This is a genomic window from Pseudoalteromonas fenneropenaei (genome assembly GCF_042643375.1).
GTDB lineage: Bacteria > Pseudomonadota > Gammaproteobacteria > Enterobacterales > Alteromonadaceae > Pseudoalteromonas > Pseudoalteromonas fenneropenaei.
Map to the genome: position 1 here is coordinate 1 of NZ_JBHRSD010000030.1, position 15,790 is coordinate 15,790.

Below are 15,790 nucleotides of genomic sequence, written 5' to 3' on the forward strand. Positions count from 1 at the left end.
AGAATACCGGCCTGTCACGCCGGGGGTCGCGGGTTCGAGTCCCGTCCGCTCCGCCAACCTCAAAGTCTGCACTTATTCCTGTTAATCTCATTATTCACAACATTACTACTCTTTAGAACTGCTAAATTTACTTCCTAATTCCTAGCTCGTCGTCACGTAAAAATACGTTAGATCCGTGCACCTTTTTATAGAATAAAATGTTATAGAATAATTAAATTTGTAACTTAATGATTTTTAATATGATTTTTAAAATAAGATGACAGCGATGTCTTTTTGTGTTGATTTAAGGTAATTTGAGTGTTAATTATAGTTTCCCATCCAGGGCCAATAACAGGGAAATATAATGAAATATAAGAAAAATATCATAGCAGTCGCGCTTCTGAGCAGCGGTTTTGGCAGCTACGCAAACACAGCACCAAATTTACCTTTAGTACTGAAAGATCCATTAACAAATCAACAGTGGCATTTGCAAAATACCGGACAGTCAGGCTTTTCATTATCTAATGGTAAGGCTGGCGAAGATATGAATATCGATTTTGCTGATCGTATGGGTATCAAAGGTCGTGGTATTACAGTATCTGTTATTGATACAGGGGTAGAAATTTCCCATCCAGATCTACAACCAAACGTTGTGCCGGGTTCTCGTAATTTAATTGATGGTACAGATTTCCCAACTGATACACATGGCCATGGTACTGCGGTTGCGGGCCTAATCGCTGCGGTTGAAGGCAATGGTATGGGAGGCCGCGGTGTTGCACCTTATGCCAACTTAATCGGCTTTAACTTTCTTGATGAACAATCAATGGCATCTTGGATGCTATCCCATGGCTTATCAGAAGATTTTCGTGCGCTAGACCGTTTTACCGATCCGCGCGTGTTTAACCAAAGTTATGGTAACTCTCCAGCAACGCCACAACGTGACGCAATGGACGACCCAGGTTTTGCGCTTCAGCAGGAAATTATGCAGGATATCTCGTTGCAAAGTCACTGGGGCCGTGGCGCGATTTATGTCAAGGCTGCTGGTAACGAGTATGAAAGCTACGATACTTACATTAGCGGCATACCGTTTTACGTATTACCGCGCGAAAATGGCCAATATTTCAACAACAATGGTTTGCCATTCCATAATGCTAACATAAGTTCAGAGAATGTCAGTTTCTGGAACATGGTAGTATCAGCGGTCAATGCCAAAGGCGAGCACTCTTCATACTCTTCAGTGGGTGCCAATGTGTTTTTATCTGCGCCGGGCGGTGAATATGGCACGAATGAACCAGCTATGGTTACCGTTGACTTGGTGGGTTGTGATAAAGGCTTTAACGTGAGCGGTACGCATGCCAATGCTTTACATGGTGGGGTAGATTTAGATCCTAATTGCCAATATACCGGGGTCATGAATGGCACTTCGTCGGCGGCACCCAATGTAGCAGGGGCAATCGCGACTGTGATGTCAGCAAACCCAGGCTTGTCTGCACGTACTGTTAAGCATTTGCTCGCGCAAACGGCGCGCCAAGTGGATGCTAGCCACGCTGGTGTTCCACTGAGCTTTGAAAATGCAGCAGGCGAGATGGTGAGCTATGATGCCGTGCCTGGCTGGCAAACCAACGCAGCAGGTTATCACTTCCATAACTTTTACGGTTTAGGCATGGTAAATGTCGATGAAGCGGTCTACAAAGCCCTATTCACAGGTGTAAGTTTGCCAGCACTACAAGTGACTCCGTGGCGAGCGCAAACTGCCCAAGTGAGCATTCCAGATGCCAGCCTCGATGGGGCACAAAGTGTGATGACGCTGAATGAAGAGCTGACCATTGAAGCGGTACAACTTAAAGTCAATATTGAGCACAGTCGCGTGCGTGATTTGGCCATTGAGCTGACTTCACCTTCAGGCACGCGCAGCGTGGTATTAAGCCCGCGTACTGGCTTCCTCGCTGGTAGCAAAGGTGGTTTTACCGATGCAGTGATGCTTAGCCATCATTTTTATGGCGAAAATGCCCAGGGGAATTGGACCCTAAAAGTTATTGATACTGATAAGGGCAGTTCGCAAACTTATATTTATAATCCAAGTATTGGTTTGTTTGGCTACAACAAAAACAACAACAGTGTACCAGGCGTGTTAAAAGACTGGTCTTTGAAAATTTATGGTCACTAAGGAGTAAGCCATGAAAGCCATTTTATTATCTACCTCATTAGTGTTAGCTGTTGCCGCTATTTCAACCCCCGTGGTGGCAAACACGCCGGTTAGTGCCGAGACCTTAGAACAGTTGCCAGTGCAAGATGGCGCTTCTCTAGCAGGCAAATTGAGTACAGTTGATACAGCACAAGATGTTAGCAAAGGGCAAATTTTTGTTGGCACCGATGGGCTACATGCCTATCAGGCAACAGGTGAGGTGATCATCAAACTTTCAGCGGTAGCGGATGCCGATAAAGTAGCAAAAAACCACGGTCTTACGCTTAAGCAAGCCTACAAGCACTATTATATTGTGACTTCGCGGCAAGCTAACCTTGCTGAAGTGGTTAAGCAATTAAAGGCTGATGGTACGATTGTCGCGGCGAGCATAGATGTGCGCGACTTAGATGTATCGGTAAAATAATCACTAATCAAGCATGTGAGCGCAAGCTCACATGCTTACTAGCGAACTAAAACTGATTTGCTACTTGCTATAGAGTGGGTAAGCAGTGCCTTTCACATTCACATACTCAATGACTGCAACGGGATCAAAACGTAATTTACGTAGTGCTTTAGCAGTAGGACTTTTCGCATGACCAACCCAAAAATAGCCATTAAAGGGTTGTACCCAACCAGAAGTCGAACTCAACATACCACTTAGCTGGGCATGTAATTCGGGTGAGGGTAATAGTGATTGTGGCAACACATTATCACCGACGCTCAAAAGCGGAGTTTGCATACCGATTTGACGTTGGTAAGTGAAACCAAGAATGGCACGCCCAGAAGGCTCATCAAATACTTGGAGGTCAACATACTGGTCGTCAATGCGATAGTTGAACTCGGCTTGAGATTTAGGGTAACCCCAAATTTCAATACCAGCTCGAATTGCTGCGCTATTATTAAGCTCCAGATGCTGATTGTACATGGCATAATCAAGCGGCTCTGCAGCAGTCATTTTCTCTTCATTGGCAGCAACCAGAATTTGTTGTGCCGCCAGCAAATAGTTCATTTTCTCTTGCTGCGAAGCTTGCTCTGACAGACAAGGGAGCGGTAGATCGGCGGCACCTTTACGCTGTACGGCGAAGGTATTCACGGTTTCAGCATAAGCGCCGACAGGACTTGCGGTGATATTTTGAAAATACAAAATACCTATACCTTGCCCTGTACCTTTGCCATCACATTTGATTTCGATAGGTTTAAAATCGTCGTGGTCGATAAAGCGGCGGGCCTTTTTACTGTCGATAATCGACAATAAGGCAGTGGTCAATTGCCCTTCAATGTGAAAAGGTAAAGTGACTGCGCTACCATCGCTTAATACCACAGTATTATTGACAGTTTGAGTCGTTTCGTCAGCAATACTGGTGAAGGAGGTGCAGGTCAAGGCGGTTAGAGTAATAGTAAAAAAAGGGGATTTAAGCATCGACATTTCCTTGTTTGTTAAATGATTTTCCCATTGCGGGTAATATAACAAACTATCAAGAAAATGAAATGATTATGGTTGTTTTATGTCCGTGTAAGCCTATAAACGCGTAAGCTTAATCGTGTTAAGTGAGGGTTGCAAACACAGCTAGCTGGGCAAGTTGGCTGTGTTTGCAAGAGGGATCAACATTTAGCGAAGAAACAGCCAAAACCGGGTAGTGAAATCTGACCCTCGGCATAATTGCCTGTGTGGTGGCTCAAATCATCTACTTCAGTTGCTTTATCAAGCTGAATATCCAAGCTTGCTTCAATTGCACCAAGGTTAAAGGCGCAAAGCATAGATTCACCTTGGTAGTGACGATAAAAGGCTAGAATTGGTTCATCAGTGTCAATAAAGACGATATCCCCTTGTTGCAGCACCGCTTGCGTGGCGCGCCATGCCATAAATTCTCTAAAGCGATTGAGTACGGAGCTGGCGCTGTCACTTTGTAAGTCCACCGCACGTTTCGCATGGCGGGCTTCCATGGGTAACCAAGGTTTAGCTTTACTAAAACCGAGGTTTTGCGCATCGTGTAGCCAAGGCATAGGGGTTCTGCAGCCGTCACGACCTTTAAAATTAGGCCAGAAAGTTTTCCCGTATGGATCTTGAAGGTCTTCAAATGCCACGTCTGCTTCACCAAGGCCAAGTTCTTCACCTTGATACATACATACACTACCGCGTAATGAGCCAAGTAATGCACTTAGCATCTGCACTTGTAGCGGGTTACCACCATTACCTGTTTGGTCCCAACGTGATGCAACACGTTCAACGTCGTGATTACTAAACGCCCAACATGGCCAGCCTTCTGTCATGACTTCTTCTAAGCGGCTAACTGTATCGCGGATATACTGTGCGCTATAGTCTTTGGTGAGTAACTCAAAACTATAGCCCATATGCAGTTTATTGCCGCCTGAGGTGTACTCAGCCATAGTTTGCAGCGAGTCTTCTGAGGAAATTTCACCTAAGCTCACCGTACCTGGATAGCGGTCTAGCAGGGCACGAATTTCTTCCATAAAGGCGAGATTTTCAGGCTGAGTATTGTTGTAGTAGTGGTACTGGAAAGCGTAAGGATTGTCTTCACTAAAGCCACGGCCTTGGCGCAATTCTTTCGGTTTGGCTGGGTTATCGCGTAATTGGGCATCGTGATAGCAGAAGTTAATCGCATCTAGCCGGAAGCCATCAACGCCTCGTTGTAACCAAAATTCGACATTATCCAGCACAGCTTTACGTACTTCAGGGTTGTGGAAATTCAGATCCGGTTGTTCAGTTAAGAAGTTATGTAAATAATACTGGCCGCGGCGCGGTTCCCATTGCCAAGCTGGGCCACCAAAAATGGATAGCCAATTATTGGGTTGAGTGCCGTCTGGTTTTGAATCAGCCCAAACGTACCAATCTGCTTTGTCATTATCACGATTTTCGCGACTTTCAATAAACCAGCTATGTTGATCTGAGGTGTGACTAAGCACTTGGTCAATAATGATCTTTATATCTCTGGCGTGTGCTTGTTCGATGAGAAGATCAAAATCTTCTAAGTCGCCAAACATAGGATCAATGTCGCGATAGTCGCTAATATCGTAGCCGAAATCCTTCATCGGAGATTTGAAAAAAGGTGAGATCCAAATAGCGTCAACGCCGAGACTTTTTATATAGTCAAGACGTTTGATAACCCCTTGTAGGTCGCCAATACCATCACCATTCGTATCTTGAAAACTACGTGGGTAGACTTGGTAAATAACCGCGCCTTTCCACCATTCTTTATTATTAGCCATGCACTTTCTCCGCTGCGCACACCTCAGTTATTGGCTTGAAGAATACGTTATCAGTTCGTCACTGTAAAAAGCCTGCATACGTATGCACCTAATTTCCAAGAGTTTTTAAATACAGTTGTTGGCGGCAAAGTCGCTTTGAAAATTGTCATAACACTTTACCAATAGATGAGCTGGTAGCGTTTTAGCTTTGTATTATTGGGAAAAAGCCAGTTTTTAAAAGGCTTAAATAAAACGATTAGGAAAATGTCTTGGTATTACCAATTTACAACAAGGTGTGTTGTTGACATTTTGTTGCCACACATAATCATAACATTATGACAAAGTGTTGAATTTGCACCTATTTTGCGTGCAAAGAATGACAATAAAAAGTAAGAAAAATTCATTAACATAAATAAAATTATAATTTCAATAAAAACAATTGGTTACTTGATATTTGTGTGAATATTTTGTGAAGTTGAAAATTGTCGACTAGCTTTGAATACGTATGCATAAAGTTGTTTAAAAAAAAGCGTGGGCGCTACTATTCACACTGACAACAACAGTAGTCGCCAATTTTGCATACGAACTCAGAAACAACAATTCAAGCTGGGCATAATATTGAAATTGGCAATAAAAATGGCTAAATGGGATAAAACACTATGTCTATGTTCAAACCAAGCATGTTAACACTGGCTTTAGTAGCCGCAGGCGTTAGCAGTCAATCAGTCTATGCAGCTGAAGAACAAGCCGCGCAGGACGACAAGAAAACTGCCGAAGTAGAAGTAATTGAAGTAAAAGGCTTTCGCGCCAGTGTGGTGGAGTCTATTAACACCAAACGTTTTTCTGCTGAAGTCGTTGAGTCTATCTCTGCTGAAGACATTGGTAAACTGCCTGACTCTTCAATCGCTGAGTCAATTGCACGTTTGCCAGGTTTGACTGCACAGCGTCTTGATGGTCGTGCTAGTCGTGTAACTGTGCGTGGTTTTGGTGAAAACGAAAGTGCAACGACTTTTAATGGTCGTGAACAAGTATCGATTTCGGATAACCGTGGCGTAGAGTTTGACCTTTATCCTTCAGAGATCATGAGCGCGGTGACGGTATATAAAACCCCGAGTGCGTCATTAGAAGCTGAGGGTATCGCTGGCGTTATCAATATGCAAACCGTCAAGCCACTGAGCGTTGCTGAGCGTGTAATGCAAGTGAATGGTCAATATGAAAAGACTAGTTTTGACAAACTTAACCCAGATGGCAACGACGACGGTTTCCGTGGCACTTTCTCTTATATTGACAAGTTTGCTGATGACACTATCGGGGTTGCATTTGCCTATACGACGATGACCTCGCCAAACCAAGAAAAGCGTTGGAATGCGTGGGGCTATCCTGAGTTTGAAGTAGATGGCAAGCAGTTCTCTATTCTTGGAGGCGCTAAACCTTTTGTCCGCTCTTCAACACTTGAACGCGATTCTGCGATGTTGGTGGTGCAAGCCGCGCCTTCTGACAAGTTGGACATGACGTTTGATGCGCTTTATGTTGATTTTAAAGATGAAAAAATCCTACGTGGGATTGAAATTCCATTTGCTTGGGGTCAAGGTTCAATTGACGGTCAATATGCTACGGTTGACCCCGAGACAGGTTTTGTAACCAGTGCGCTTACGCAAGGTCAGCGTGTGGTAGTACGTAACGACTACGAAGATCGTAAAGCAGATTTGACCTCATTTGGTTTTAACGCGAAATACAACCTTGATGACAGCTGGACACTTGAATTTGACGCGAGTCACTCTAGTGTTGAGCGTGAGATCTGGAGCCTTGAAAGCTACTCAGGTACAGGCCGCGGTGATGCTCGTGGTGTCGCAGACAGTATTGGTTATGCTTTCACTGGTAGCAATACCGGCGCTAAGTTCTCTCATCAGCTAGATTACGGCGACTACGACCTAATCAAAATTGGCGGTCCATTATCTTGGGGCTGGAGTTCTGCACTAAATGAAAAATACGGCGTAGTCGGTACTGAGTACGAAAACCAACTACAAGACGGTTTCATCAACGCCCCAACCATTGACGATGAACTCAATGCGCTGAAACTGGCAGCTAAGAAAGTAGTTGAAAGTAGCTTTTTAAGCTCAGTTGAGTTTGGTTTGTCTTATCGTGACCGTGAGAAAACGAAAAAGTCAGAAGGTTACTTCATGACTTATGGTGATTTCTCTTATCCAAACAACCCTGGGGTGTTTAGTGTTCCTGAACAGTATCGTTTAGGTACGGCAAATCTTGATTTTATCGGCATGGGTAACATGATTGCGTATGATTCACGCGCTATGGTTGCTGACGGCATGTATGGTTTATTGGCAGAAAGCCTGACTAACACTAGCCATGCAACTAAGTCATGGACAGTGGGTGAAGAAGTGACCGCGCTGTTTGTACAAGCCAATATTGACGCCGAAATTGCGGGTATGCCGTTAAAAGGTAATGCAGGCCTGCGTTATGTGAAAACCACACAGATTTCAGACGGTAACGCATTTGGTACAGTAGATGGCAAAGTGGTGCTGTCACCAACACACGTTGAGCACGATTACTCACACCTACTACCAAGCTTGAACTTGTCTTTGGCGCTAGATGACAGCCAGACACTACGTTTTGGGGTGGCGAAAACCATTTCTCGCCCACGTTTGGATGAAATGAATGCGTCAGTTAGTGCGACTTATAACCAAACCCCAGACGAAAATGGTAACTACTGGAAGGTCGAAGGTGGTAACCCGAATCTAGAACCAAAAGAAGCAACGGGTGTTGACTTGAGCTATGAAAATTATTTCAGTGCTGAAGGTTACTTCTCGGCGGCGTTGTTCTACAAAGATTTGAACGAGTGGATTTTTGACGGTAATTATACCGTTGATATGTCTGGCGTTGCTGACCCTGCAACGGGTCAAATTCCTGCGAATTCAACCGGCTCAGCCAGTGGTAAAGTCAATGGCGGTGGCGGCGATCTATGGGGTTATGAGCTATCGCTAGCGTTACCATTTAACATGCTCCACAGTAGCTTAGAAGGTTTTGGTTTGCTTGCCAGTTATACCAAAGTGAAGTCTGATATCGTTGACCAAAAAGGCAACGACTATGAGTTGCCAGGTTTGTCTGACACCATTCAATCCTTGACCTTCTACTATGAAAACCATGGTCTACAATTACGTACCAGTATGCGTAAGCGTAGTGACTTCAAAGGCGATGTGTATGGTTTAGGGTTCAATACCGTACAGGTAGACATTCTTGGTGAAACAATTTGGGATGCGCAAGCTGGGTTTGATTTTGCAGATGCAGGTATCGAGAGCCTTGCAGGTCTTTCTGTCAGCTTCCAAGTGCAAAACATTACGGAAGAGCCATTCACGGCACTTTCAGGCACCAATGCGCTACAAGTACGTGATTATCAAGACTACGGCCGTACTTATATGCTAGGTTTTAGCTACAAGTTTTAAGCCTGATTAGTTCTCGCGAGATGCGAAATCATTGATGCAGCAGAGCCCTTGTTGTTTCCCCACAGCAAGGGCTTTTTTGTAGGTGAAAGTATGCAAAACAAAAACATTAAATCAGTGGTGATTGTCGGTGGCGGCACAGCAGGTTGGATAACCGCAACTTTACTCGCCAAAGTGCTTGGTAAGACGCTGACAATTACTTTAGTCGAATCGGACGACATTGCCACTATCGGCGTGGGTGAAGCCAGTATTCCGCCAATTCAACCGTTTAACCAAGCGCTTGGTATCAACGAGGCAGATTTTATTCGTGCCACTAAAGCCACCATTAAGCTCGGCATTCAGTTTCAGGGCTGGGGTAGCAAACACAGTAGTTATATGCATGCCTTTGGCGGGGTGGGTAAAAATTTCCCATTTTGTGATTTTTTCCATTTTTGGCTGCGTGGGCAGGAGCATGGCCTAAGCGGTGATTTCTGGCACTACTCACTAAACTACCAAGCGGCGCTGCACAGTAAGTTCCAGCCCTTAAACCATATTCCGGGCACGCAATTACCCGGCATATCCTATGCTTACCACTTTGATGCTGGCTTGTATGCACGGTTTTTACGTGAGTTAGCTGAGCAAAAAGGGGTTAAACGTCAAGAAGGCAAGATTGTCAGTGTGCAACAATGTCCACAATCAGGTTTTGTGACTGGACTGACGTTAGCCGATGGTCAAACACTGAGTGGCGATCTATTTGTTGATTGTTCAGGACTTCATGCCTTATTGATTGATAAAACCCTGAATAGTGGTTTTGACGATTGGAGCCATTGGCTACCTTGTGACCGAGCGCTCGCAGTGCCATCCGAGCTACCAGCAGGCACAAACGAACCTTTTACTCGCTCTATTGCTCATCAGTCAGGTTGGCAATGGCGCATTCCACTGCAGCATCGCTGCGGGAATGGGTTAGTTTACAGCAGTCGGTATTTGTCTGATGAGGATGCCAAAGCGCTATTAATGGCGAATCTGCCTGCACCCGCTTTGGCTGAGCCAAGACTTATCAAATTTAGAACAGGGCGGGTACGCCAACCATGGTCGAAAAATGTCGTGGCGGTAGGCCTTGCCAGTGGCTTTTTAGAACCGCTTGAATCGACCAGTATCCATTTAATTCAGACAGCGGTGGTAAGACTGATTAAATACTTTCCGCATCAAGGGATTGCACCCACGCAAGTCGATGTATTTAACCGCTTGAGTAAAATCGAATTTGAGCGCATTCGCGATTTTATTATCTTGCATTACAAACTCAATCAACGTGACGACAGCGCATTTTGGCGCGCTTGTCAGCAAATGGATATTCCACCTGCACTGCAACAAAAGTTAGCGCTCTACCAACAAACCGGTAAGTTACTGCGTGAAGACGATGAACTATTCACCGAAATTGCTTGGCAGCAGGTTTTGCTTGGGCAAGGCATGGTGCCGGAGGATTATCATCCACTGGCAAATTCACTCACTACTGAGCAACTGCAAGACTTGTTTGCGAGCCTAAAGTCACTTATCAACAGCACAGTTGCAAGCATGCCTTCACACCATTCTTTTCTGGAGTCCCATCGTGGTGATTAAAAAGATATTTCTATTTTCGACTTTATTGTTCGCTACTAATGCATTCTGTGCAGCTGTCAAAGTTGCACCACTAAACTGGTGGGTGGGTATGCAAGCACCTGAGTTGCAACTTATGGTGCATGCCCCCCAAGTGAAAGGTGATGATTGGCAATTACAACCTTATGCGGGAGTCAGTTTACAATCGGTGCAATTTGCTGACAGTGACAACTATGCTTTTTTGAACTTACAGGTAAGCGCAGAGGCGCAATCTGGATGGTTGAATCTGATCAATCGTTCCGATCCAAGTCAAAGTTTTCAGTTTGAACTTAAAGCGCGTCAGGCCGGTAGTAAAGACCGCCGAGGGTTTTCTAGTCGTGATGTCGTGTATTTAATCACGCCTGACCGTTTTGCCAATGGCGACCCTAAAAATGACAACCACCCTAGTATGGTTGAACGTAGCAATCCTGAATTTAAGGGTGGCCGCCACGGTGGTGACCTTGCTGGCGTGATTGCGCGCTTAGATTACTTGCAGCAGCTGGGAGTCACGCAGCTGTGGTTAACGCCTGTACTTGAAAACAGTATGCCCAGTTACTCTTACCATGGCTATGCGATTACTGACTTATATCAAGTTGACCCGCGCATGGGTTCTAATGAGCAGTATATTGAGCTGGCGCAACAAGCCAAAGCACGTGGTATTGGCCTAATTATGGATATGGTGCCCAATCATATCGGCAGTGAACATCCGTGGCTGAAAGATAAGCCAACTGCGGATTGGATAAATTACGGCGGTGAGTTTGTTGGCACTAGCCATGCGCGACAAACGGTGCAAGATCCGCATGCCAGCGAATATGACAAGCAAAGATTTACTGATGGTTGGTTTGTGCCGACCATGCCGGATCTCAATCAAAAGCAACCTTTGTTGGCGCGATATCTCACTCAAAATGCGATTTGGTGGATTGAAACGGCAGCTTTGAGTGGTTTTCGTGTAGATACCTATCCTTACTCAGACAAAATGTTTTTACAACAGTGGTTACAGGCCATTTTCAACGAATACCCGCACTTTAACGTGGTTGGGGAGGAATGGACCACAGAAACCGCCATTGCTGCGTATTGGCAGCGCGGTGGTCACAATCGTGATGGTTATATATCGTATTTGCCAACTGTGATGGATTTTTCATTGCAAACCGCATTAGTGCAAGCGCTTAATGAGCCTGAAGGGTGGGACAAAGGCTGGTGGCGCGTGTATCAATCTATCGCCAAAGACTTCCTCTATGCTGATCCTAATAACGTACTGATCTTTGGAGATAATCACGATATGAGCCGGGTTTACACCCAGCTCAAGCAAAACTTGCCTAATACCAAACTGGCATTAACTCTACTGCTTACTATGCGAGGTATTCCACAGCTGTACTATGGCACTGAAGTATTGCTGGACAATGGTGCTTCTAACGACCATGGCGATATTCGTATCGATTTCCCCGGTGGCTTTAGCGGCGGTATAGCGGACGCCGTAAGTGGCCAAGGGCTAAGCCGAGCGCAGCAAGAGATGCAAGCGTATGTTCGGCAATTGCTCCACATTCGTGCCAAGCACAGGGCATTACAAACCGGCAAGTTAACCCATTTTGCGCCTTTTGATGGCATCTATGGATATGCGCGTGTCGATGAACAAGGTGGTGGCGTATTGGTGTTACTGAACAAACAGCCGACCCCTTACACGTTTGCCAGTACTCGCATGGCCGAAGTGTTAGGCAGCAAGAGCACAGGGCGTGATTTGTTAATGGATAAGGATATCGCGCTTGCCACTTTAACTGTGCCCGCGCAAGGGGCTTTGCTGGTGCTGTTTTAAGAAGTCTTTGGTTGCGCAGGTTATGGGTTACCAGCGCTTTTGTAAGAGGATGAGCGAATAGACAAGGACAGTTTTCCGCCTTGAATACGTATGCAAGCGGTTTTCGTCAACCATGATGCCAAGTAGACTCGAAATGATACCAAATGACAACAATAACTGTATGATAAACAGCAACAAGTTACACGGTGGCCAGACCACTGTAGAAAAATCTAAATTGGCGCTACTGCTCGCAGCTTGGTGTGCAACCAGCATGTTATCAGCTTGTAGTGCCACTCCTTATGCAGCAGGAAATGCCGCTGAAAAAGCGTCTCAAGTTGCCAAAAACCAAGCTGAGCAGATTGGCAAACCTGTTATCTATCAGGTTTTTACTCGGCTTTTTGGCAATACAAAGAGTAACAATATTGCTTGGGGTACGCTTGAACAAAATGGTGTTGGCAAGTTTGCCGATTTCACGCCCAAAGCCTTAAACGAAATCAAAGCACTCGGTGTGACACATATTTGGTTTACTGGGGTACTCCATCATGCTTTGGTGACTGACTATACTGCTTTCGGCATTGCTGCAGACGACCCAGATGTTGTGAAAGGTCGGGCAGGCTCACCTTACGCCGTGAAAGATTACTACGATGTTAACCCTGACTTAGCACTTGACCCTGCCAATCGTTTGGCTGAATTTGAAGCGCTGATCACAAGGGCGCATCAAGCAGGTCTTAAAGTGCTGATTGATATCGTGCCAAATCATGTCGCACGTAACTATCAATCGCTAAGCAAACCCGCAGGTGTAAGAGACTTTGGTGCCGATGACAATACCCAACTTGCCTATGATAAGCACAATGACTTTTACTATGTGACTGGTGAATCTCTGGTGGTGCCAGTCGATCCTGCCCAGCCTGTGCTAGGTGGTGAGGCGCATCCACTGGCCGATGGTTATTTTGCGGAAACGCCAGCGAAGTGGACCGGTAACGGTGCCCGTACAGCAAAACCTGATATTAATGATTGGTACGAGACGGTTAAAGTGAACTATGGCGTTCGGCCCGACGGTAGTTTTGACTTTGAGACGCTACCAAAAGGTTATGAAAACGCGGATTTTGCTGCTCATCATGACTTTTGGCAAGGTAAAGCGCTACCGAGTGCATGGCGCAAGTTTCACGATATCGCTTTGTATTGGTTAGATAAAGGCGTCGACGGGTTTCGTTATGATATGGCAGAAATGGTGCCAGTGGAATTTTGGAGCTATTTAAACTCGGCAATTAAAACCCATAGCCCAGATGCGTTGCTACTGGCTGAAGTTTACAACCCAAGTTTATATCGGCCTTACCTCCAGCTCGGCAAGATGGACTATCTTTATGACAAAGTCGGTTTTTACGACAATTTAAAATGGTTGATGCAAGGCAAAGCTGACAGTGAAGGAGTATGGCAAGCGTTTAACACGGTGCGCGATATTGACCGACATATGCTGCATTTCTTGGAAAACCACGACGAGCAACGCATTGCTTCCCCTGAATTTGCTGGCGACGCGCGTAAAGGTTTGCCGGCTATGGTGGTGTCACACCTTATCGGGACTTCCCCGACTATGTTGTATTTTGGTCAAACTGTGGGTGAAGCGGGTGGCGAACATGCAGGATTCGGCCAGCCAAGCCGTACCAGTATCTTTGATTACATCGGTGTTCCTGCTCATCAAGCGTGGATGAATCACGGTAAGTTTGATGGCGCACTACTAACGCCTGAGCAACACGCATTACGTCGCTACTATCAAAGTTTAATGCCGCTGGCACAATTACCTGCTGTGGTATCAGGCACGACCACGCGGCTAGCGTTTGATGCTGCCGCGCCGGGTAAGGTAATAGCGTTTATGCGTCAAACTGAGCAACAAACCCTGTTGGTTGCGAGTAATTTTGATAGCGAACATGCGCAAACTGTGACCTTGACTTTACCTGAAAACGTTACAGGTACTGCACAAGATTTATTAGAACAACACGGCACTTTGTCGATCCGTGATAACACTTTGACTGTCACATTGGCGCCTTTGGCCAGTGCAGTCATGCAAGTTGAGAAATAATAATGCAAAAACAAAAACCACCATTGAGTTTTTGGCAGATCTGGAACATGTGTTTTGGTTTTTTAGGCATCCAATTTGGCTTTGCCCTACAAAACGGTAATGTGAGTCGGATCTTCCAAACGTTAGGCGCAGAGGTCGATGATATTCCCATTCTTTGGGTTGCTGCACCCTTAACTGGGCTGATAGTGCAGCCTATTATAGGTTATTGGAGTGATAAAACTTGGGGTCGTCTTGGCCGCCGCAGACCATTCTTTTTTTACGGTGCGGTACTGACCACTTTGGCGTTATTTGTGATGCCTAATTCGCCGAGTCTGTGGATTGCAGCGGGGATGCTGTGGATCATGGACGCCTCGATTAACGTCACCATGGAGCCGTTTCGCGCTTTAGTGGGCGATAATCTACCAAAGCGTCAACGCGCATCTGGCTATGCCATGCAAAGCTTTTTTATTGGGATTGGCGCTGTGGTGGCCTCTTTAATGCCATGGATAATGACCAACTGGTTTGACATTAGCAACACCGCACCTGCCGGTGAAATTCCTGCCTCGGTAAAATACGCCTTTTACTTTGGTGGCGCTATTTTATTGGTTGCGGTGCTTTGGACTGTGTTTACCACCAAAGAATATTCACCACAAGAATTGGCGTCGTTTAGCGAAGATGAAAACGACCAGGGCGCCAATACTGAGTACGCCACACCGCGCTTTGCGACCTTAGCAACAGTGCTCGGTGGTTTAGGCAGCTTAGTGCTGGCAAGCGTACTGGCTTTTGACCTTGAGAAAGAACTTTATCTGTTGGCTGGTTTGTTGTTGTCATTTGCGTTGGTCATGCTGGCTGCACAGGTTTTTGCGATGAAAGGTAAGATTAGTAATGGCTTTTATCAGGTGATGGCGGACTTACTCAATATGCCAACAACCATGCGACAGCTTGCCGTTGTGCAATTCTTTAGCTGGTTTTCGTTGTTTGCCATGTGGATTTACACCACAGCCGCAGTGACCAGTTTCCACTACCACACCACTGATGTAACTAGCCAAGCCTACAACGATGGTGCAGATTGGGTCGGGGTGTTATTTGCCGCATATAACGGCTTTGCGGCATTGGCAGCGGTGGTGATCCCATTGGTGGTTAAACGTATTGGTCTCAAAGGCGCGCATGCGCTGAATTTATTGCTTGGTGCAGGCGCACTGTTAAGTTTTCAATGGATAACCGACCCAACACTATTGTGGTTACCTATGGTTGGGGTGGGTTTTGCTTGGGCCTCCATCTTGTCTTTACCTTACGCCATGTTAAGTAACGCAGTACCAGCAAAAAAAATGGGTGTGTATATGGGGATCTTTAATTTCTTTATCGTGATCCCTCAACTGTTAGCCGCCAGTGTACTGGGTTTAATGCTACGCCATGGTTTTGATAACCAACCGATAGCAGCATTGACCATTGGTGGAGCGTCTTATGTGCTCGCAGCGCTCGCTGTGCAACGTGTAAAACTTTAGGGG

The 15,790-nt window shown here is 45.7% G+C and carries 9 protein-coding genes; 7 read left to right on the forward strand and 2 right to left on the reverse strand.

What is annotated here, in order from left to right:
* Positions 1-343 precede the first annotated feature (343 nt).
* Both ACFOEE_RS16355 and ACFOEE_RS16360 read left to right on the forward strand, forming a co-directional pair.
* Positions 344-2,146 (forward strand): S8 family peptidase, encoded by a 1,803-nt coding sequence (locus tag ACFOEE_RS16355; RefSeq protein WP_377126693.1) that lies wholly within the window; start codon positions 344-346, stop codon positions 2,144-2,146.
* 10 nt (positions 2,147-2,156) lie between these two features.
* Positions 2,157-2,588: a hypothetical protein gene (locus ACFOEE_RS16360; RefSeq protein ID WP_377126696.1), complete on the forward strand. Its 432-nt coding sequence runs from the start codon at positions 2,157-2,159 to the stop codon at positions 2,586-2,588.
* Between the two features lie 60 nt (positions 2,589-2,648).
* Here the strand turns inward: ACFOEE_RS16360 and ACFOEE_RS16365 are convergent, their stop codons facing one another.
* Positions 2,649-3,584, reverse strand: coding sequence for a hypothetical protein (locus tag ACFOEE_RS16365; RefSeq protein WP_377126699.1), 936 nt, complete (start codon positions 3,582-3,584; stop codon positions 2,649-2,651).
* Between the two features lie 182 nt (positions 3,585-3,766).
* Complete coding sequence (locus tag ACFOEE_RS16370) at positions 3,767-5,392, reverse strand: alpha-glucosidase family protein (RefSeq protein ID WP_377126702.1); 1,626 nt, start codon at positions 5,390-5,392, stop codon at positions 3,767-3,769.
* A 638-nt stretch (positions 5,393-6,030) separates the two neighbouring features.
* On the opposite strand from ACFOEE_RS16370, the gene ACFOEE_RS16375 reads away from it, so the two are divergent.
* The 5 genes from ACFOEE_RS16375 (at position 6,031) to ACFOEE_RS16395 (ending at position 15,787) form a co-directional block, all read left to right on the forward strand.
* Positions 6,031-8,829 carry a TonB-dependent receptor gene (locus ACFOEE_RS16375; protein WP_377126705.1) on the forward strand — a complete coding sequence of 933 codons (2,799 nt, stop codon included), beginning with the start codon at positions 6,031-6,033 and terminating at the stop codon, positions 8,827-8,829.
* Between the two features lie 90 nt (positions 8,830-8,919).
* Complete coding sequence (locus ACFOEE_RS16380) at positions 8,920-10,422, forward strand: tryptophan halogenase family protein (RefSeq protein WP_377126708.1); 1,503 nt, start codon at positions 8,920-8,922, stop codon at positions 10,420-10,422.
* Positions 10,415-12,247: a glycoside hydrolase family 13 protein gene (locus tag ACFOEE_RS16385; protein ID WP_377126743.1), complete on the forward strand. Its 1,833-nt coding sequence runs from the start codon at positions 10,415-10,417 to the stop codon at positions 12,245-12,247. The genes ACFOEE_RS16380 and ACFOEE_RS16385 overlap by 8 nt, the downstream gene beginning before the upstream one ends.
* A gap of 250 nt (positions 12,248-12,497) precedes the next feature.
* Positions 12,498-14,303, forward strand: coding sequence for an alpha-amylase family glycosyl hydrolase (locus ACFOEE_RS16390; RefSeq protein WP_377126746.1), 1,806 nt, complete (start codon positions 12,498-12,500; stop codon positions 14,301-14,303).
* 2 nt (positions 14,304-14,305) lie between these two features.
* Entirely contained in the window at positions 14,306-15,787 is a 1,482-nt protein-coding gene (locus ACFOEE_RS16395) for an MFS transporter (protein WP_377126711.1), read from the forward strand.
* Positions 15,788-15,790 lie beyond the last annotated feature (3 nt).